The following is a 20,333-nucleotide window of genomic DNA, read 5'->3' as shown; positions in this document are numbered from 1 at the left end:
TTTTAATTGATATATCAATTAAAATCAATCAAAAAACAGTAAAAATGAATAATCAAACCTTGTTAATAGTACTCTTCACCACCCTCTTATTTTCTTGTACAGAAAACAAAAAATCTACGCAATCCACAAAACAAGTACCGACGAACTATCAAGTCAAGATCGACAGCCTATTAGAAGCTTATGACAAAAACAATAAATTTATGGGGAGTATTATACTATCTAAAAACGGAAAAATAGTGTATAAGAATGCTGTTGGTTTTAGCAATATAAAATTAAACCAGAAAGCCGGTATACATACGAAATATTGTATTGGTTCAGTTACTAAGTCATTCACAGCTACTTTAGTATTTAAGGCTATTGAAGAAAATAAACTGAAGTTAAACGAAACTATAGAAAGCTATTTCCCAAATATAAAAAACGCAAAAAAGATTACCATTGCTCACTTATTACAACACAGAAGCGGAATTCCGAGCTACACAAAAGACAAATGGTTTTTTGAAAACAGAACACAATATATATCCCCCAGAAAAATGGTGTCTAAAATCTCGGCATACGAAAGTAATTTTGAACCAAATAGTAAAGGGGAATACAGTAACTCTAACTATTTTCTATTGTCTCTAATACTCGAAAAAGTCTATAATTCATCATACAACAATCTTTTACAAGAAAAAATATGCATCCCTCTTCAATTGAATAACACATATGTAGGGAAAGAAATGAATCCAAATGAATCTTATTCATATACCTACGATGATATGTGGAACGAATTCCCTAAAACTAATTTATCGACGGCTAAAGGAACCGGGGCTATTGTTTCAACTCCGAAAGATTTAAATACTTTTTTTGAAAGCCTACTTAGCGGAACAATACTCTCAGAAGAAAACCTACAGTTGATGAAGGATGTAAAAGACAGGTTTGGAATGGGTCTTTTTAGATACACAATAAATGACAGACATGGGTTTGGACATCGAGGACGTATAGATGAATTTAGAGCTACTTCAATATATTTTGCCAGAGAAAAATTAGCCTTTACATTAATTTCAAACGGTGCTACAATCGATATTAATGGGGTATATCAGGAAATTCTCAAATTGTATTTAAATGATACTCCTATAGAAATATCAGAAAATGATGTAAAAAAATTTGTAGGGGTTTATGTATCTCAAAATGAACCTGACGAAAAAACTGTTTTTATTCAAGACAAGAATGTTTTAATTAACTTTATAAAAAATGAATTTAAAGAACCTTTAGTTTATAAAGGAAATAATCGGTTTGTTTTAGAACAAATGTATGCCGAGTCGATATCATTTACTTTTTCGGCAGATGGCAAACAAATGGTTTTTGAACAAAGCGGGAATACATGGAAATATACCAAAGAGTAAGTGGGTATTGCACACCTGTCTTTTTTGGTATTATACTAAAGTTCTCAACAAAACAGCAAACAAAAACTTTTTAAAATCAATCAATTATGATTTAAAAAATAACATAAGGAAACCTTGAAACATCACATCAGAGGCAACTATAACAGCTGTATAATTAAATGACCGGGTCTATCTATGGTTATACACAATACTCACCATACAGAAAATTAGCAATCCTTATACAATAAAAATGAAAAACACCGTAACATTTTACAACGTTATAACATATATTAAACGTTGTGAGTAATCAAAAAACTAACATATGAAAATCAAGTTTGAGATATTATATCTTATTTTGTTAGTACTTAACAGTTGTGCTTCACAATCCAAAACGGATACACTGACTTTAATCGTTGATAAGGAAGCTGATAGATTCCTAAAAGACACTCGATTTAATGCGGTTTCTATTGCTGTCTACTATAAAGGAGAAAGTTATATAGGTCATTATGGAGAACTGGATAAAAATCAGCATAACAAACCAACTAATGAAACCCTGTATGAGATAGCTTCTGTCACCAAAACGATGACCGGATATTTAGTCGCATGCGCAATTGAAGAAGGAAAAATAGAATTAAATACTCCTATTTATGAAATTTTAGGAAAAGATTATAGAAATCTGATTTATAACGATGAACCGATTCGAATGATTCACCTCATCACACATACAAGTGGTATCCCGCTAAACATTGGAGAAGTAAGCGCCTTATATCAAACACCTAATTTTGATAACTATTCAAAAGCCAAAGAAATACTCTCCACCTATAAAAAACAGAAACTGTTAGCTGATTTGAAATCATTAGAGCTAACAGAACCACCAGGAAAGGTGTATAGTTATTCTAATGTTGCCCCTAATTTAGTTGCACATATGTTGGAGGTAATCTATAACAAACCTTTCGAGGAGTTGTTAAAGACGAAACTATTTGTACCTGCAAAAATGAAAAACACCTTTATCAATTTAGACAAAGACAAACAAGGATTCTTGGCGAATGGTTACAATGAGAAGCATCAATTAATGCCTAATTTTAAAGAACCCATTAATCTTTGGGGAGCCGCAGGGAGAGTTAAATCTAATTCGTTAGATATGTTGCATTATATCAAATGGCAATTAAATGCATCCAATTCAATAGTAAAAAGATCCCATAAAAAATTATTCAAAGACGTAGATAATATTTGGCTTGCTTATTTTTGGGATGTAATTGATGATCCCAATGGAACTCATATAGAGCACCATGGAGGCATTTATGGAAGTCAAAATTGGCTAATGATTTACCCTGAGCATGAATATGGAATCTCGATAATCACCAATTCGAGTTTTCCCGAAGCAAATCAAATCATCAAACAAACTGCAAATCAAATAATTGAACAACTAAAATAATACTCCTACCATAAAAGTTAAAACGGCAAGTGTGGCTGCATATCACACCTGTATTAAGCCAGATTTTACTAGCAATAAATGAATGTCCAATAAAAAAACAATAACGATATAAGATGATGAAGTTGTTAAACTCAATAGATATTATTGACGTCGCTTTTAATGAAGTTAACGATTCTAATCATATCTATTTCAGGATGGACAGTACTATTCTGGCTATTGAAAAACTATCAGGAATATTGTTATGGGAACATGAAATTGAGTATTCAAGTCCTATAGGTACACATAGTATTTGGGTAACTGATGCCTATGTTATTTATGGAGCTGTTGATATCTCTACAAAAAAACAAATTTTAGGAGTTTTAGATAAAGAAGGAGAATTATTAAAGGTCATTGAAACTCCATACAGGATCTACAGTGATGGAATACATCCTAAACGGAAATTTCATTTAGAATTCTTATCAATTTCTATTGAAAATAATAAGAATTATTACTGCAGATTAAACTTAGCATTATTAGAAATAAGTGAAACAATAGAATTAGACAATCTTGTAGATACTGTTTTTATTGAGGAAGATATGATCTTTTTAAGTGGAGCTGACGGTGTTTTCCTATTAACTGATAATGAGACTAAAAAAGTTTATGATAAATCAATAATAAGAGTTATAAACTCTAAAAACAGTAATTGGCTCATAGAAGAATCAAACAAATCGAAAATGATTTCCATCAAAAAATGGAATAGCACAAGCGATTTATTACTTTCATTTGATGCTGAAGAGCTTAAAAAAGCTACATGGCAGTGCAAGACTATTTTTGATAATAATTTATTTGTTGTGGTTGAAGATATTCCAGGCATTAGCTGTTATAATCTAAAAACAGGGAGTTTGTCATGGGAATTTGGAAAGAACAACTTTATGATTAATTCATATACTGTAGCTGAAGACAAAGTATATATGATAGCGCAAGATCCAGAATTGGAAACACACGTATATGTACTGGACTCCTTGAATGGAGGTTTAATAGAAAAAATAGAATCAAATGTAGAACCAGAATACATTACATTTATAGAAGAATCGTTATATATATCAGGCTTACTGGGTATAGAAATTTATAAATAAGAAAACAGATTATAATTTCAATGAAAAAAATGATCATTTTCTTTAAGCAAAAAGATAATTTTTTATTTTTTTGGGTTAGAAGTGCTTTGGTACTTGTAATACTATCTATAGTAGTCAATCACCTTACAGCACCTGAAAACTTTCCTCTAAATGAATCCTATAAATTCCCTTGGTTTCCCATCGTTATCTCAATCCTTCTCGGAAGTATCATTATAAGCATTGCTTATTTCAATTTTAACTATTTCAAAAAAACTCACTTCGTAGAAAAAATTAATACTCGCATACTTTTGCGCTTTTTATTCACGACCTTGGGATATATTTCAATCGTCTATACTATATTTTATTTTACATTAAATGGATTGATTCATGGTATTAAATCATATAATTTTTATCATCTGTTGACCGGGTTTTCTATTACACTTCTATTAAGTATCCTCGGAATTACTATTTTATTCGCATCTGATGTATATAAGCTGTTGAAGCTTGCATCTATAAAAGGAAAGCTTAAAGTTGAACACGCGGGCAAAATTACTTTGATCGGGTATAATGAAATTGCATTTTTTTTCACTGAAAATAAAATAGTATATCTCGTTAAAACAAATGGAACAACCATTAGCACAGATTTTACGTTAAATGAAGTAGAAGACAAAATCAATATGCACAGTTTTTTCAGAGCTAATAGGCAAACAATTCTTCACGCTCGTTCTATAGAACAAATACAACCCATAGCAAATGGAAAATTATTGTTATTGCTCAAACCAACAATTGCTAATCAAAAAGTCTTTCAGGTAAATATCAGTAGGTATAAAAAGCAGGCGTTTAAAGATTGGTTTGGAAATAAAATATAAATCAAGCTGATTATTCAGGTCCTTTTTTGATACCATTCAGTAAAAGTTACTGTTTTTCAACGGTTTTTCTTCCCGGATCGTTGTTATTTCGTTTTCAATTCTAAACGAATAAAAATATGAACAACACCTTTTTAACTACAAAATTAACCCCTATAGTAACTATCGCTCTTTGTTATATCTTATACCTATCAGGGTATTTTCAAATGACCATAGCAGCTGTATTACTATTAATCGCAAGTGCAATAGAATACAAAAAAGGCCTTTTTAAATCTTTAGGTTTTCGGTGGAACAAGTCTAGCGCAAAAAATTTACTCCTAACAGCTCCATTACTTGGCACCTTGTTATTTCTATTCTATTACTACGTTTTAGTACCCGTGGTAACTCATTTTACTGGACATCCCATAGATTTTTCTGTATTCGAAGTTTACACTGGGAACTTGCCAGAAATACTCAAAATTCTAGTGTATGTTTGGATATCAGCTGCCTTTGCCGAAGAAATTGTATTTAGAGGCTATTTAATGAGCCAGTTTACGAAGTTTTTCGGTTCCAGCAACATAAGTCTTGTTTGTAATATTTTACTCTTTGGGCTTATTTTTGGTTGGGTACACGCCTATCAAGGAATTAGTGGGCAGATCGTGGCCGGCATTACCGGGATGCTGTTGGCTGTTATTTTTCATATCCGAAAGAATGACCTATGGTTCAACATTGCTATTCATGGTTTCCTTGACACCGTTTTTTTAATTTTCGTATATAATGGATGGTTATAACATCTAAGTAGAAATAAACGTATCTATAAGAAGACACTATACGATATTTGGCTTGCTCCAAACATTAAGAACTAGATTTGCTGCTTTATAAATTTATAAAAATCAAGGATACAGGTCATTTGATTAAAAAAAGTTAGCGAATGTTAATACAATTAATAATCTGTACAAATAATTAAATGTGTTACTAATACAATATAAACTATAGTAAGGCGATAGATAACACAAAATACCAGACCATATACTAATGTTTAGCCTTCTTTTTTCTAAACACCATACACAGATGTGGTCCTTATCATAGAAATATGAACCACATTTCAGGAATAAACCGATACGAAGTTCTAAATATCAGTTTTCAATGATTTTCTGGCAATAGCTGCTATTACATATAGAATTAAATTGATTCATATATCCACTAAATGTTGAGAAGTTTGGGTTTTCTTATTGCTATTCTGTACATTTAAATCCATAATCAATTTGTATTACTACGCAAACTCACAATACCAAACATTTTGAAATCATTAAACAATGAATAAATACAGCTTTGTATCTTCTATACTTTTATTGATCCTGTTTTTAAATGCTTGCAAGACGAAGAATAAGAATGAAAATAACGTTGAAACACCCCTTATAGAAAGTGCTTATTTTGGTGAAGAACCACCTACATTAACTCCTACTCTTTTTGATCCCAAAATAGTATCTCCAGAAGGGAGGTTCGAAGGAGGAATATTTTCACCTGATATGAAGGAATTTTATTTTACCAGAAAAAACGGAAGATATAAAAAACGAACATTTTTTGTTATTCGATATGAAGACAATGGTTGGGGACAAGAATCTGAAACCGATATAAAATGGCCACAATTCTCCGCTGATGGCAGTACAATGTATGTTGGAAAAAAGTATAGAAAACGAATTGATTCGGGTTGGTCAGCCCCCGAAAGCCTGGGAACCTTCTTAGAAGAACAGGCACATGGTATGTCGGTTTCATCGAATGGAACTTATTATTTTCCTTTTTTTAAAAAAGAAGATAACGGTCATGGTAATCTTGGTTATTCACGCCTGATAAATGGCAAATATGAAGCCCCTGTAAAAATGAATGCCGAAATTAATACAGGAGAATACATCGCTCATCCTTATATTGCACCAGATGAATCCTACTTAATGTGGGATGTAGAACGAGAAGACGGCTATGGACAATCAGATATCTATATCAGTTTTAAGCATAAAGATGGTTCTTGGTTAACACCAATAAATATGGGACCAATAATAAATACAAAACTCCAGGAGAGCTCTCCACATGTGACCTATGACGGGAAATATCTATTCTTTACCAGAGGAGAATGGAAAGTAAAAAAAGATGGAACTCGTACTTATATAGGAAAAAGGTATTGGGTAAATGCTCAGGTAATAGAGAACCTCAGACCAAAAAAATAAATACATACCACAGCATCATAAATACATGGAGACGACAGTTGATATAAAATGCTAACTACTCTTGAGAAATGACTGAAACAATTAATAAACTCGAACAATTACTAAAAAAAGGAAGCGCCTATCTAGTACAATCTTCTGAATTGGAAATGAGTCGGAAAGGAGCTACTGAAAAATGGTCAAAGAAAGAGATCTTAGGACATTTAATTGACTCTGGGATTAACAACCTTCAAAGATTTACAGAAATTCAGTTTGAAAACAAACCCTATCGGATCAGAGGATATAATCAAGATGAGTTAGTCAAAGCAAATGATTATCAAAATTCTGACACCAAAGAGATTGTCGAGTGCTGGAATGCAATCAATAACCGAATTCTTAATTTAATTACGAAACAAACAGAAAAAACGCTGAATTATAAAATTGAATTCGAAAAAAATAAGGTCTCTGACTTGAGATTTCTGATGAACGATTATGTAACACATTTAGAACATCACCTGGAACAAATAATGAAATAAATATAATTTCCAATAGTATATAGCCCATCACATAATGAATTCACTTCGATGATACCCTTTCGATATTTTATAGAAAGTCCCTCAACGGCTTTCTCATAATGTATACACAAAACGTCTGCACGAATTTAGTATCAATGCATGTTTTAATATTTTTTTTTAAAAAATTATCGTTTTACAATAATTTTTTGTTCTTTTGAGGTAAATTATTATTCATCATCGATAATGAAGAAGACAAAATTTATTTCAAAAACACTCTATGTAGTGACCTCGCTATTGGCATTTCTCTATTTTGTAACAACAGCATATGCTATAGGTTGTAAAACATTAGGCATAAACATTCATTACACTCAAAAACAGGAAGTTATTGAATACCCGTTTACTGATATCCCTTTTCTTCTTTTGCATGATACCTGGAGATACTGGATATTTTCATTCTTAATTCCGTTACTATTCTATACACTGTTTTTTTTCTTTTTATCTAATGTTTTTAAAGTGTTTTTCCAGCCAAGGATTTTTACCAAATCAAATATTATACATCTAAAACGTTTCTATTGGCACAACTTATTTGCCTCAATTATTTTGATGTTTATCGCCTATCTTTTCGTGGAATTGGAAACACCTGTTTTTATAATTGTTTCATTACATATATTTCTCGGTATTTTCGTGTTTATTCTATCGGAAATATTTAATCAAGGGCTTCATCTTCAAAACGAACAAGACTTATATATATAAAGTATGGCAATTATTATAAATATAGACGTTATGCTTGCCAAACGTAAAATGAAAAGCAAAAATTTGGCACAACAAATTGGTATTACTCCTGCCAATTTATCGATTCTAAAAACAGGAAGAGCAAAAGGGATTCGATTTGAGACCCTGGATGCTATCTGTAAAGTACTGGAATGTAAACCTGGTGATATTATTGATTATATAGAATAGTTCCTCCAAAATAAAATAACATGAATACATTAAATATCCACAATGTATCCCTTGTCTACAGCAACGGGTACCAGGCGCTTAATGCCTTAACTATAGAAATAAAGAATGGAATTTTCGGGCTGTTGGGTCCCAATGGAGCAGGCAAATCCTCATTAATGAAAGCCATTGTAGGACTACAAAAACCTTCAGAAGGAACAATAACGTTTAATAACCAGGATATTGTTGAAAATCCAATTGAGATTCAAAAACACCTGGGGTTTTTACCGCAATATTTTGGGGTATATCCAAAGATATCTGCCTACAATTTACTGGAACATTTAGCCAAGTTAAAAGGTATAAATCATCCACAAAAAAGGAAAAAGCAAATTATAACCCTATTAGAAAAGGTAAACCTTTTAGATGCTAAGGACAAAGCCGTACATACATTTTCGGGAGGAATGAAACAACGCTTTGGTGTAGCACAGGCATTATTGGGGAGTCCTAAAATTGTTATTGTAGATGAACCCACCGCAGGTTTAGACCCCGAAGAGCGAAACCGTTTTAACACATTATTAAGTGATCTCAGCGAAGACATCATTATTATACTATCCACTCATCTAGTAGAAGATGTTCGGAATTTATGCTCTACCATGGGAATTATGAAGCGGGGAAAACTTATTGTACAAGGAAAGCCGAAAGATTTTATCAAACAACTACAAGGAAAATTATGGAGTAAGGAAACTGAAAAAAACGATATATCAGCTATCGAAACAAATTATAAGGTTATCAATACCCAATTAGTAGAACGCGTGATGAATGTCACAGTAGTTGCCGACGAACAACCCGATAGCTTTCAAGCGATAAATCCAACTTTAGAACATGTTTATTTTAATTATTTGTCATGATGGTAAAAGCAGTTATTAACAACGATGTATTCAGTGTTTTTCATCAAAAATTTGCCTATATTGGAGTACTACTTTTATTGAGCATAGGCTATTTTGTAGGGTTTCAATTCAAAATCTCATTAGGAAAACACCTTGCTATAAACGCACCTTATAACCTTGGATATATCATAGGTTTATTGAGTCTATTACTTATTTTTATTGCTACGATTCTGGTGTTCCTTGTATTATTTAAGGAGAAAGATGCTAATTTTGGTTTCATTGTATTTACAACTCCTGTCCGGAAAAAAGCTTTTGCCTTCTCTCGATTTTTCTCCTTTTATACATTAACTGTTTTAGCTTTTCTTACTATTAGTACCGGATTCACTATCGGGCTTCAAATAAAACTAGCTCATACTGAGAACAGTGGTTTTTATTTGTGGCATTTTGTGTATCCTTTTATCGTCTTTGGGTGCCTTAACGCACTACTTGTCTGCTCATTACTTTTTTGGGTTGCTCAAAAATTTCAGAATAAACTATTGGTTGCCTTATGCGGATTGACATTGTATATACTCTACATGATTATCATGCTATTTTCTAATGCTCCTTTTATGGCACAGGCATTACCACAATCGCTACTTGCGCAAAAGATTTCAGCCTTTACAGATCCCTTTGGACTATCTGCCTATTTTATGGAAAGTAAAGATCTTACCATTGCACAGCGAAGTACAATGGTAGTTCCTTTTACTCATTACTTTGCAATAAACCGTTTACTATACTTAACATTTTCTTTTATCGGTATTTACTTTAGTTGCAGAACATTTTCTTTTGTTCCTAAGTCTACAAGAAAAAACAAGGTATCTAGAAAAATGAGAAGAGCAGTACTATCACATATCCATTCTTCTTTTACTCCAATAAACCCCATTTTCAGTATCAAATCAACCTGGCAATCCATAGGTTCTTTTTTTAAGATAGACACCTTATACTTATTCAAAAGTACAGCATTGATAGTCGTTTCGGTACTCCTACTCTTCTATCTTGGAATAGAATTATATTCCGATATTGATATGGGGATTCGATTTCCCGAGAACTATGCCTCTTCAGGACTTTTGGCGCAAACCATTAATGGCATTTTTTATCCAGTTGGTGCTTTGGTCTTGGTGTATTTTGTAAATGATACCTATTGGTGTAGTGAAGCCTCGGGGTTCTCTATTATTCAGGATACCACCTATTATTCCAATCAAAAATTGATAGGCCATTTTGGTAGCCTCACCCTATTAGTTACTTTTTTGACTGTTTTACTTTTAGCTGAAGCCATCCTATTTCAATTCATTTACAACTACCCTGTTTTTGATTGGAATGCCTATTGGGGTGTGATTGTATATAATACATTTCCACTTTTATTACTGCTTGGTTTTTTACTATTCATCAACAATTTGGCTACTACAAAAACGTTGGCATTAGTCATTTCTATACTATTCTTTTTCTTCTTTGCTACGCCTATCTCAAACTACATCCTCCATAACTCGTTATTTCGATTCCTATCAGGTTATCTCGGTACGTATAGTGATTTTATAGGATACGGTCCGTATTTACCTGTTTTTGGATTGCGTTTGATCTTTGGTTTTTCAATGCTCAGTGTTCTATTTATAACTCATTTTCTTATACAACATACAGGAAAAAAATGGATTGGATTACTCCTTCTTTCTCTCATGCTTTGTATAGGTCTTGTGTCTTCAAAATCCTATTTGAACGGCTACAACTTACAGGATAAGGAAACTCTTTTATCTGAAATGGCAAACTATGAAAAATTGTACAGAAAATTTGAAACTATACCACAACCAACCATTAAAAATGTTATCACTGAAATTGATTTATTTCCAGAAAAAAAATCCTATACCATCAAGGGACAGTATCTGATTAAAAATCTACATGCTGTTCCGCTGGATTCCTTGTTGATTTCTATCCCAAAGGATTTCGAGATTCAATCTATGATCTTCCAAACCAAAAATCGAACACTTCGGTTAAAAAACTCGGATAATCTACTGATACTAGAACAACCGATACAACCAAATGATTCCACTCAACTTTCGTTTACACTTCATTATCAATGGCTGCCAGTTAACGGGCACCAGCCTTTTAATGCAATTATTGATAATGGTTCATTTATGCGGATCAGTCAATATTTTCCCTTTTTCGGCTATGATGCAGACCGTGAAATTAAAGACGAAGATACCCGTAAAAAATATGGTTTAGGAAAAGTGACTGATATAAAACCCTTGGAAGCCGAAAGAACTTATATAGATACGTTTATCGATCTGAAAATGCAAATTTCTGTGGATGACAGCCAAATTGCTATCGGTACAGGAATGCTTCATAAAAAATGGCACGAAAACGGAAGGTCCTATGTTCAATATGAAGCCGAGAATATTCCATTTCGCTTTGCGTTGTCTTCTGCCGGATATAGTGTAAAAAAAGCAATGTATAAAGGAGTTTCTATTGAGGTCTATTATAATCCTCTACACGATCAGAATGTAGATGAACTGATCAAGAACACTATGCTTACCTTAGCGTATTGCAACAAAAACTTTGGTTTATATCCGTTTGATTCAATTGTTTTTGCTGAGATTTCTTCTTTTTCTCAGGGATTTAATGGAACTGCTTATCCCGGAGTTGTTTTTATGACAGAGAATATGGCATTTCACGCCCATGTAAAAGCAGGTGATAATCAAGACGTGATTAATGAATTAGCGGGTCATGAAGTTGCTCATTTTTGGTGGGGAAACAATCAAATTGCCCCTGACTACCGAGAAGGATATGCCATGCTTACCGAAAGTTTGGCTATGTACACCGAAATGATGATTTATAAACAAATGCATGGAAATGATAAGATGATAGAACGTCTTGCTGTACAAAAGCAGATTTACGAGGCTCAGAAAGGTTTTCATGCGCCTACTCCCCTAATAAAAGCTACAAAAAAACATACCGATATTGCTTATAATAAAGGAGCTATTGTCTTTGTAGAACTAAGTCAACTCATTGGAGAAAACACGCTGAACCTTGCGTTAAAAAACTTTTTAAACAACTTTAAATATCCAAACTCTAAACCGATTTCAACAGATTTGTTAGAAGAGATTCTAAAAATTTCAGATGTGAAATATCATCAACAGATCAATGATTTGTTTTGGAAACCCTAAACCTACAACCATTACACATATAAAAAATAAGACGATACCTACTTCAATAAAAATGAGTTTTATAAATTTAAGGTCAGTATTGATCAGAAAAATAAGTCCCTAAAAATTCACTGCTTTTCATACTAAAGACTGTTAACCTTCATCATGTTGAAAATGAAAGAAATTAAAATATTCAAAGAGGAGTCAACCATTTCCCTTCGGGAAATTAAAGATGCAGAAGAATTATGGAATAAAAAATTCCCAAGTGATTTTAAATCCTTTTTACTTAAATATAATGGAGGAATCCCCTACCCTAACCATCCTACAATACATTCGGAAAACGATGCTGAACTATGGTCCATTGAACGATTTCTAAGCATTGGAGATATAATCATTCAGAAAAAACATCCAATGACCTATACCCTTCATGACATTGAAGCAGAAGACTTTGTTCCTCATAACCTCAACAATGACGAAATATTGGTTTTTGCTTTTGGCGATCGAGGGATCTATTTCATGAGTCTGCAACAGCATCAATACGGTCAGATCTATTTTGCAAACTATTCTGGAGGAGATGGCATCGTAAAAATCAATACCAATTCATTTACTGAGTTTTTCAATTCACTCACCATTGCTTCCTGGTATGAAGAAGAATATGATCCTGATTTTGATTTTAAAGAACTTCATTATTCTGATAATAAGATATTTCAATATTACTTTTACTACACTCCAAATGATCCTGATTTGGGATTACAAAGATTTAAAGAAGTCTTTGCCATTTATGGAGATATACAACCGCCAGAAGATGGATATCCTAATATTCCACAAAAATATGTTGATGATAGACTAAAGCTAGATTTTCTATTGAAACAAGGTTGTAGTACGGATGGACTACTTCTCTATGCAAAAAAAGCCTCAACTATTCACTACTTAGTTGAAGAGTTACAATTAGATATTAATAAGATGTATAAAGGTCGATATCCTTTACAAAATTATCTAACAACAACATATCAGGCAGAAATTAAATCTAATTATGAATTAATAAGCGAGTTACTGGAAATGGGGATTAAAATGGATTGGTCTATTTCCGGAACTAAAATTGATCAAAGTGCGGATGCGACGATGACAGAAAAGTTACGACTACTGAATGATGAATACTTGAACTATGAAATCCAAGATAAGGAATGGTGGGCTAAAAATGGAAAACCTAGTGGTCATATTCCTTTTAAAAAGAGTAAATATATTGCTGACAAATTGAATACCTACAAATCTAAAACGTAGATGTATCCTGTTTAAAAAAACTGAAATAAATAAAAATAATATGATCCCGTTTAATGACCTTCTTTTATTTGGATTCGCAGCCTTACTAATGGTACTTTCGCCTGGACCAAATATGATTTACTTGATCTCAAGATCCCTATCCCAGGGCAAAAATGCTGGAATAGTATCTCTTTTGGGAGTCATGAGTGGATTCCTGTTTCATATTCTGATGGTTTCATTTGGTTTAACAGCTATATTTTTTGCGATTCCTTATGCTTTTATTGTGGTAAAATTTCTCGGTGTTGGGTATCTTCTTTACTTAGCGTATAATGCAATAAAATCTGAAAATAAAATCTTTGACGTTCATCAGCACTTAAAAGCTGACAAACCAATTAAACTATTTAATATTGGTTTTATGACCAATGTTCTAAATCCTAAAATGGCTGTATTTTATCTGTCGTTTTTTCCACAGTTTATAAAACCTGAAAATGGGACTATTTTGAGTCAGAGCTTTCAATTAGGCATTATTCAAATACTTATAAGTTTCACAGTAAATCTATTGATTGTTATTTCTGCCGCTAGAATGGCAACCTGGTTTTCGAAAAAGCCTATTTGGTTGCGGATTCAAAAATGGTTTATGGCATCAATATTAACCGGACTTGCTGTAAAAATGGCACTGACAAAAGCAAAATAATATCATAAGCAACTCCCCGAAGGAAGTCCACAAAGCATTCAAGGGAAATTATTATAAAATATTTCGACACAACAAATATCGTAGCATTTGCATCTCACTTGGTGAGTAAAACTAAACTTTATGAAATTTAAAACAATATTAATTCCTATAGCAATCACAATTTTTATAAGTTGTTCAAAACAAAATAAAACCTTCACAACTCCTGAAATAGGCTGGACTATGGCTTTTATAGATAATTGGGAAATTGAAAGTTCCAGAAATTTAGATAAAGACATAAAAGAAGGAATAGAAAAGATAAAAGAATCAGGAATCACTCCTAATATTACAGGAAAGGAAATTAAATTAATAACATTTCGCAAAAACACTATTTCAAAATTTCAATCAACTATTATTCCCTTTAAGGAAAGTTATAAAAACGAGTGGCACGATAAGTACCCCTTGATTAAAAAGCATATCTATGATATTTTCAATGCACAAGAGGTAACAGTTGATTCTACCTCTAATAAAGAAACCATCGACGGGGTTCCTTTTGAAGTATTCACGCTTAAAATCTATCAAAATAACAAACAAATAATGGAGCAAAATATGTATCGGACATATTTAAACGGATATGATTTTATAATAAATATGACGAATGACAGACCCCTATATAAAAAACAGATGCTAAGAACATTTAGAAAATCAAAATTTAGCAAACTTGGCGAATAATATTTATTCCCATATTAGGCTACATTTCCGTGAAGATTACTACAATAGTCATAATGTATAAAGCTACCTTATCAAACTGTTTCTACACTTCACAGCCTGCATGTTAATCTGCATTAAATTTAGAATTGTAACAATTTGAAAAAACGTTGTCTAATAAAGAACCAACAGATGAAACAGCAAAATGAATCTCAATACTATCAATACTGAAACAAAACCAACCGATTACAAAGGGTTTCTTTTTGATCTGGTAGTATACATTTCTATAATGTTTTTGGTTAGAGAAATCTATCTCCCACAGGTCGGGTTTATAGCCAATGGTCTTTTTTGGTCATTCATTACCCTAGCGATAGCAACATGGAGAATGAAAGCAAGAAATGTTACCTGGAAAGAATTAGGCTTGCGAAAACCAAATAACTTATGGGGTGTATTAGGAATTGTAATTTTAATTCTTGCGACTACCATGATTTCATTAATCGCATTTAATATTTTAATAGACCATTTACCGTTTTCCTTAGGAGCAGATACCTCATCAGAAAGTGCTGTTTCTAAATTTGGGAATCTCAAAGGAAATTGGTCGCATTTTTTTCTCATCATCCCTTTTATCCTACTGGAGTCAATGTTAGAAGAATTGTTAGACAGAGGCTTTTTAATGAACTGGATTGAAAAATTGTTTTCTGCGAAATCTATCGCTACTGTAATTGCTGTGGTACTACAAGCTGTAATTTTTGGTTTTAGACATTCTAATGATTTTTCTGAAAGATCAATTACCGTTGGTATAATTGGTCTAATTATGGGAATAGCCTATGTAAAATTTGGTCGAAACTTATGGCCACTAATTATTGCTCATTGCATACTTAATGCCGGCTCTATGATGGGAAGGGTTTTGGAATAAAAAAACAGACCGCAATACGATAAAAACATAAAAACCAATGTTTTTTACGCTCAAAAAAGAACAACGGATCAGCTATACAAAACCATTACTTATATTTACCCAAACCTATGAACAAAATAAAACAGTAAAGGGCATGAAACATTCATTAATTTTTATCATTTATTGCTTTATATATATAGTAGGTAGTGCACAGGAAAATTCACCAATTACAATCGGAATTAATCATACCATTAAATCTACTGTCTTAAATGAGGATAGAACAATTCAAATTTACACCCCTGACGGATATTTGAATTCAAAAAAGAAATATCCCGTATTTTATATCTTAGATGGACAGTGGTATTTTTTTAGCGGAGTATCAATTCAAAAAGCATTGCGCACCCCCGGAGCAATTCCAGAAATGATTATTGTAGGTATTCACGATAATGATTCATCCAGATGGTCATTATTTGGAGAGGATAGTCAAAAGTTTACTAACTTTTTAGTGAATGAAGTTATTCGCTTTATCGATTCTAATTATAGGACAACTAATGAGCGGCTCATTTTTGGTTGGGAAGCTGCTGCTTATTATACAAGTGAATTGATTTTAAAAAAGAATGATATCTTCAATGGAGCAATTATAACTGATGGAGGCTATGCTTCAGAAGAAGGAGTCAAAAAAATTACCTCAGATAGAGATACTTATCTATATATGGCGAATTCCAGAAAAGATATCTATTATATCAATTCAACTGAAGCATTCCATAAAATATTAAAAAAGAGTGCTCCTAAAAATCTTATTTGGAAATACAGCTTGTTTAACGATGAAGTACATGAAACTTTGGCACATTTAGCAATGTACAAAGGGTTGAAATATTATTATCACAATTATGACTCACTGGTTTTTGAGAGCATTCAGCAGTATGTAGATCTAGGAGGAATGGATTACCTGACTACTTATTTTATCGAACGCGCTAAAAGATTTTGGGGGAATAAAAAAATCGATGATAACACCAAAAATGGATTGATCTGGTTAGCCTGGAAGAGAGATAATTTTAAATATTTTAATGTTTTCATGACTGAATTCAAAGATGTATTAACTACTGAAAGATATGCTTCGGCATATTGGCAGCATCGTTTCGGGCAATTTTATTTAAAGCACCAAGACTATGAAAATGCAATTAAATATTTTAACCAGGGACTTACTAAATATCCAAACGCTAACTTTGATCAAAAAATGAAACAAGGGCTACTGAAGGCAAAAAACAAGAAAAAATAATCTATTAAAACAAAACAGAAACAATTCTATAACGCTGTATATGGAAGTATAGTTCCTTTGGATCTCCTCAATTTATATACTCTCCGTTATAGCGAAGTAAAACATACAAAAAGTGGTAGAGGAATACTTAGAAAACATAAAAAAACAATTTAGATCTTATAAAGAAGTAGCGGATAAAACAATTTTGCAATTGACAGAAAAAGATTTGTATTGGAAATACAATGAAGAAAGTAATGATATAGCATGCATCATACTCCACATGTCGGAAAACATGCTATCACGATGGACCGATTTTTTTGAAAGCGATGGAGAAAAAGAGTGGAGAGATCGTGAACGTGAATTTTCAAGCCAGCACTTGCACTATTCAGAATTAATTGAACGATGGGAAAAAGGATGGGATTGTCTTTTTAATGCCCTAAACAGTATTAATAAAACCAATTTCCACACACCAATTGTAATTAGAAATAAAAAAGTTAAATTAATCGAGAGCATAACACGGCAAATCGCTCATTATCCATATCATATTGGTCAAATTGCTTTTATTGGAAAAATGATTTTGAATGAAAAATGGCATTCTCCGTCAATCCCTAAAGGGAAATCAGATGAATATATTAAATTAGAGTTTGAACAAAACGCTAAACAAAATAAGTTATAATACTATTATAAATAATTACTGGTTCTTATCTACTTAGAAAATTATCATCACACGAATGATTATTGTATTTTTATAAAGACTCAAGACCTACACAAAAGAAAATCAGAAAACCGGGTAACATTTTACCTGTTGCGTAACATATAGTAAACGTTGGTAGTAATCAAGTAAACACATGAAGACTTCAGAGTATTTAGCAAATCGTCTACGAGAAGTTTTAACTGATGGAAAATGGGTAACAGGAACAAACTTCAAAGAACAAATCTTGAATATCGACTGGAAAGATGCAATAGAAACTGTTTATGATTTAAACTCTATAGCCAAACTCACTTTCCATATCCATTACTATATTGATGGAGTAACAAAAGTATTACAAGGAGGTCCTCTAGAAATAAGGGATGCCTTTAGTTTTGATGCTCCTCCTATTACATCCGAAGAAGATTGGAATAAGTTGACACATCGATTTTGTACTGATGCTGAAAAATTAATCTCCATAGTGGGAGAAATGACAGAGGATAAACTCTCAGAATGTTTTGTTTATGAGAAATATGGAACCTATAAACGCAATATTGACGTAATGATAGAACACACCAATTATCACTTAGGTCAAATTCTGATAATTAAAAAACTAATCAACAAGAAAAAAACGAGTCCAAACACTATGTAAAAAAGTATTAAAACACTTTTACATAGCCGCTAACACTAATACAGATACAATTAACATGAATAAAATAATCTTTCTGGTTTTTATCCTTTTAGCTTCTTGTCAATGCCAGGATAAGAAAGATAATAAAACAAAACAGAAAACCACAGCAGAAACAGTTGCCCCGTTAGAGATTGTTGCTGATGGCAAATTAAAAATCTTACATCTTTCGGGTACTCCATATGAAAGGGGGGTTCAGCACGGTCGTTTACTAAAAGATGAAATAAAGACAGTAACCGATTCATTATTAGCAGACATTGGAAGAACAACCAAGGAGGAACCATTAACCTTTATAAAAAGATTTTTAAGTAAAACGAATTTTGTCTCCTCTATGAAGAAATGGACTCCAAACCTTCTAGAAGAAATTAAAGGAATCTCTGATGGATCTGGGATTCCTCATGAAATTATTTTTATGCACCAACTTGGAGATGAATTCTTCTTTAGTACGAAATATCTCTTTGCTCATAAATGTAGTTCAATCGGAATTAATAAAAGTAATAGCCATCCAACTCTTGCTGCTCAAAATATGGACATTCCTACTTATTTTCACGGGTATCAAACAGTTATGAATTTTACCGATGAAACTGGCAAGGAATTAATGATATTAACAATTCCCGGGCATATCGGTATCACAGGTATGAATAATTCTAATGTCTCTATAAACTGTAATATTCTGATGCAGTTAAATTCTCAATCAAAAGGATTGCCTGTTAGTTCAATTGTAAGAGGTGTTCTGGATAAAAATGAATATTCAGAAGCTATCAATTGGATAAAGACAGTTAAACATGCCTCAGGTCAAAATTATCTTATTGGAGGATTGCATCAGGTAACGTCTTTAGAATCTTCAGCAAATTCCATCGAAGAATTCAAACCATATGAAGAAGCTAATTTCACATATCACACCAATCATCCTCTTAGTAATAATGATTATAGTAATTGGTACCTGGAAGCTTTGGAAGAAAATGGTTTTACTCTTTTCGATACAAAAGGGTTCTGTCAGAGATTACCATCATTTGAAAAACGATTTAATAAAGAAAATAATGAGTTCGGTATTGAAGAAATAAAAGAAGTGCTCAGTTCCAAAGATCATGATGGATATGATGTATTAAGCAACACATACACCTATGCAAGTGTCATTTATGTACTATCAGAAAACCCTCAATTTTTAATTGCACCGGGAAAACCCCATGAAACAGCATACATAGAATTAAAATTTTAAACCAATTAAAAAAACAACCAAAAATTGCCACAATTAGATATACACATTAGACCTTTAACAATTTCAGAAAAAATCCCGATGGACCTACTTGAATTAGCAGACCCATCGAGAATTCAAATCGAATCTTACCTAGCTTCCGGAACTTGTTATATTGCTGTGTCTAATATGGAAACCATTGGAGTTATTGTACTTCATAAAATAAATGCGACTACCATTGAAATAAAAAATATAGCGATTAAGGAATCTCAACAAAAAAAAGGATACGGAAAAGCACTATTGGCGTATGCCGAAAAAATAAGTCGTGACTCAGGCTTTAAAAAATTGATAATAGGAACAGGAAACTCTAGCATCGGACAGCTGACACTTTATCAGAAAGTTGGATTTGAAATAGATAGAATTCTGAAAAACTTTTTTGTCGAGAAGTATCCCAACCCAATTTTCGAAAACGAAATACAATGCAAACATATGCTCATTTTGGAAAAAGATTTAATCAAATAAAAAAC

The 20,333-nt window shown here is 32.4% G+C and carries 20 protein-coding genes; all 20 read left to right on the top strand.

Translation table 11 applies throughout. From position 1 onward, the window contains the following. Positions 1-44 precede the first annotated feature (44 nt). A complete protein-coding gene (locus ACFSTE_RS04880) occupies positions 45-1,382 on the top strand; it encodes a serine hydrolase domain-containing protein (RefSeq protein WP_378255718.1) in 1,338 nt (445 codons plus the stop codon). A 301-nt stretch (positions 1,383-1,683) separates the two neighbouring features. Then, positions 1,684-2,796 carry a serine hydrolase domain-containing protein gene (locus tag ACFSTE_RS04875; RefSeq protein WP_378255720.1) on the top strand — a complete coding sequence of 371 codons (1,113 nt, stop codon included), beginning with the start codon at positions 1,684-1,686 and terminating at the stop codon, positions 2,794-2,796. Positions 2,797-2,909: 113 nt separating this feature from the next. Continuing rightward, complete coding sequence (locus tag ACFSTE_RS04870) at positions 2,910-3,911, top strand: hypothetical protein (protein ID WP_378255722.1); 1,002 nt, start codon at positions 2,910-2,912, stop codon at positions 3,909-3,911. A gap of 20 nt (positions 3,912-3,931) precedes the next feature. Then, positions 3,932-4,759 (top strand): LytR/AlgR family response regulator transcription factor, encoded by an 828-nt coding sequence (locus ACFSTE_RS04865; protein ID WP_176029654.1) that lies wholly within the window; start codon positions 3,932-3,934, stop codon positions 4,757-4,759. 116 nt (positions 4,760-4,875) lie between these two features. Beyond that, complete coding sequence (locus ACFSTE_RS04860; RefSeq protein WP_378297997.1) at positions 4,876-5,526, top strand: CPBP family intramembrane glutamic endopeptidase; 651 nt, start codon at positions 4,876-4,878, stop codon at positions 5,524-5,526. Between the two features lie 525 nt (positions 5,527-6,051). Beyond that, on the top strand, positions 6,052-6,957 hold the full coding sequence (locus ACFSTE_RS04855; protein WP_378255724.1) for a hypothetical protein: 906 nt from the start codon (positions 6,052-6,054) through the stop codon (positions 6,955-6,957). Positions 6,958-7,025: 68 nt separating this feature from the next. Next, a complete protein-coding gene (locus ACFSTE_RS04850) occupies positions 7,026-7,469 on the top strand; it encodes a DinB family protein (protein ID WP_176029651.1) in 444 nt (147 codons plus the stop codon). A gap of 222 nt (positions 7,470-7,691) precedes the next feature. Then, a complete protein-coding gene (locus ACFSTE_RS04845; protein ID WP_378255726.1) occupies positions 7,692-8,201 on the top strand; it encodes a DUF2975 domain-containing protein in 510 nt (169 codons plus the stop codon). A gap of 3 nt (positions 8,202-8,204) precedes the next feature. After that, the gene (locus ACFSTE_RS04840; RefSeq protein WP_176029649.1) at positions 8,205-8,408 is read left to right on the top strand and encodes a helix-turn-helix domain-containing protein; all 204 of its coding nucleotides are present in this window, start codon (positions 8,205-8,207) and stop codon (positions 8,406-8,408) included. A 20-nt stretch (positions 8,409-8,428) separates the two neighbouring features. Then, positions 8,429-9,292 (top strand): ABC transporter ATP-binding protein, encoded by an 864-nt coding sequence (locus ACFSTE_RS04835; RefSeq protein ID WP_378255729.1) that lies wholly within the window; start codon positions 8,429-8,431, stop codon positions 9,290-9,292. Next, positions 9,289-12,465 (top strand): M1 family aminopeptidase, encoded by a 3,177-nt coding sequence (locus ACFSTE_RS04830; protein ID WP_378255732.1) that lies wholly within the window; start codon positions 9,289-9,291, stop codon positions 12,463-12,465. Before ACFSTE_RS04835 ends, ACFSTE_RS04830 begins: the two co-directional genes overlap by 4 nt. A gap of 153 nt (positions 12,466-12,618) precedes the next feature. Then, a complete protein-coding gene (locus ACFSTE_RS04825) occupies positions 12,619-13,725 on the top strand; it encodes an SMI1/KNR4 family protein (protein ID WP_378255734.1) in 1,107 nt (368 codons plus the stop codon). A gap of 40 nt (positions 13,726-13,765) precedes the next feature. Beyond that, positions 13,766-14,398, top strand: coding sequence for a LysE family translocator (locus tag ACFSTE_RS04820; RefSeq protein WP_378297995.1), 633 nt, complete (start codon positions 13,766-13,768; stop codon positions 14,396-14,398). A gap of 120 nt (positions 14,399-14,518) precedes the next feature. Then, on the top strand, positions 14,519-15,106 hold the full coding sequence (locus ACFSTE_RS04815) for a hypothetical protein (protein WP_378255736.1): 588 nt from the start codon (positions 14,519-14,521) through the stop codon (positions 15,104-15,106). Between the two features lie 181 nt (positions 15,107-15,287). Then, complete coding sequence (locus ACFSTE_RS04810) at positions 15,288-15,998, top strand: CPBP family intramembrane glutamic endopeptidase (protein ID WP_378255738.1); 711 nt, start codon at positions 15,288-15,290, stop codon at positions 15,996-15,998. 133 nt (positions 15,999-16,131) lie between these two features. Then, positions 16,132-17,256, top strand: a complete 1,125-nt coding sequence (locus ACFSTE_RS04805) for an alpha/beta hydrolase (protein WP_378297993.1) — start codon at positions 16,132-16,134, stop codon at positions 17,254-17,256. A 112-nt stretch (positions 17,257-17,368) separates the two neighbouring features. After that, positions 17,369-17,911, top strand: a complete 543-nt coding sequence (locus ACFSTE_RS04800) for a DUF1572 family protein (protein ID WP_176029641.1) — start codon at positions 17,369-17,371, stop codon at positions 17,909-17,911. Positions 17,912-18,083: 172 nt separating this feature from the next. Then, positions 18,084-18,575 (top strand): DUF1572 domain-containing protein, encoded by a 492-nt coding sequence (locus ACFSTE_RS04795; protein WP_378255742.1) that lies wholly within the window; start codon positions 18,084-18,086, stop codon positions 18,573-18,575. Positions 18,576-18,630: 55 nt separating this feature from the next. Continuing rightward, entirely contained in the window at positions 18,631-19,830 is a 1,200-nt protein-coding gene (locus ACFSTE_RS04790) for a C45 family autoproteolytic acyltransferase/hydolase (protein ID WP_378255744.1), read from the top strand. A 78-nt stretch (positions 19,831-19,908) separates the two neighbouring features. Then, entirely contained in the window at positions 19,909-20,328 is a 420-nt protein-coding gene (locus ACFSTE_RS04785) for a GNAT family N-acetyltransferase (protein ID WP_176029638.1), read from the top strand. Positions 20,329-20,333: the final 5 nt, after the last annotated feature.

Source organism: Aquimarina hainanensis (assembly GCF_042684685.1).
GTDB lineage: Bacteria > Bacteroidota > Bacteroidia > Flavobacteriales > Flavobacteriaceae > Aquimarina > Aquimarina hainanensis.
Note: the sequence above shows the minus strand (reverse complement) of the source record. Positions and strands in the feature narration are given on the sequence as shown.

Excerpts from the sequence above, each read along its gene's own strand:
- ACFSTE_RS04880 (WP_378255718.1), top strand. The coding sequence starts at position 45 with ATGAATAATCAAACCTTGTTAATAGTACTCTTCACCACCCTCTTATTT.
- ACFSTE_RS04875 (WP_378255720.1), top strand. The coding sequence starts at position 1,684 with ATGAAAATCAAGTTTGAGATATTATATCTTATTTTGTTAGTACTTAAC.
- ACFSTE_RS04870 (WP_378255722.1), top strand. The coding sequence starts at position 2,910 with ATGATGAAGTTGTTAAACTCAATAGATATTATTGACGTCGCTTTTAAT.
- ACFSTE_RS04865 (WP_176029654.1), top strand. The coding sequence starts at position 3,932 with ATGAAAAAAATGATCATTTTCTTTAAGCAAAAAGATAATTTTTTATTT.
- ACFSTE_RS04860 (WP_378297997.1), top strand. The coding sequence starts at position 4,876 with ATGAACAACACCTTTTTAACTACAAAATTAACCCCTATAGTAACTATC.
- ACFSTE_RS04855 (WP_378255724.1), top strand. The coding sequence starts at position 6,052 with ATGAATAAATACAGCTTTGTATCTTCTATACTTTTATTGATCCTGTTT.
- ACFSTE_RS04850 (WP_176029651.1), top strand. The coding sequence starts at position 7,026 with ATGACTGAAACAATTAATAAACTCGAACAATTACTAAAAAAAGGAAGC.
- ACFSTE_RS04845 (WP_378255726.1), top strand. The coding sequence starts at position 7,692 with ATGAAGAAGACAAAATTTATTTCAAAAACACTCTATGTAGTGACCTCG.
- ACFSTE_RS04840 (WP_176029649.1), top strand. The coding sequence starts at position 8,205 with ATGGCAATTATTATAAATATAGACGTTATGCTTGCCAAACGTAAAATG.
- ACFSTE_RS04835 (WP_378255729.1), top strand. The coding sequence starts at position 8,429 with ATGAATACATTAAATATCCACAATGTATCCCTTGTCTACAGCAACGGG.
- ACFSTE_RS04830 (WP_378255732.1), top strand. The coding sequence starts at position 9,289 with ATGATGGTAAAAGCAGTTATTAACAACGATGTATTCAGTGTTTTTCAT.
- ACFSTE_RS04825 (WP_378255734.1), top strand. The coding sequence starts at position 12,619 with ATGAAAGAAATTAAAATATTCAAAGAGGAGTCAACCATTTCCCTTCGG.
- ACFSTE_RS04820 (WP_378297995.1), top strand. The coding sequence starts at position 13,766 with ATGATCCCGTTTAATGACCTTCTTTTATTTGGATTCGCAGCCTTACTA.
- ACFSTE_RS04815 (WP_378255736.1), top strand. The coding sequence starts at position 14,519 with ATGAAATTTAAAACAATATTAATTCCTATAGCAATCACAATTTTTATA.
- ACFSTE_RS04810 (WP_378255738.1), top strand. The coding sequence starts at position 15,288 with ATGAATCTCAATACTATCAATACTGAAACAAAACCAACCGATTACAAA.
- ACFSTE_RS04805 (WP_378297993.1), top strand. The coding sequence starts at position 16,132 with ATGAAACATTCATTAATTTTTATCATTTATTGCTTTATATATATAGTA.
- ACFSTE_RS04795 (WP_378255742.1), top strand. The coding sequence starts at position 18,084 with ATGAAGACTTCAGAGTATTTAGCAAATCGTCTACGAGAAGTTTTAACT.
- ACFSTE_RS04790 (WP_378255744.1), top strand. The coding sequence starts at position 18,631 with ATGAATAAAATAATCTTTCTGGTTTTTATCCTTTTAGCTTCTTGTCAA.
- ACFSTE_RS04785 (WP_176029638.1), top strand. The coding sequence starts at position 19,909 with ATGGACCTACTTGAATTAGCAGACCCATCGAGAATTCAAATCGAATCT.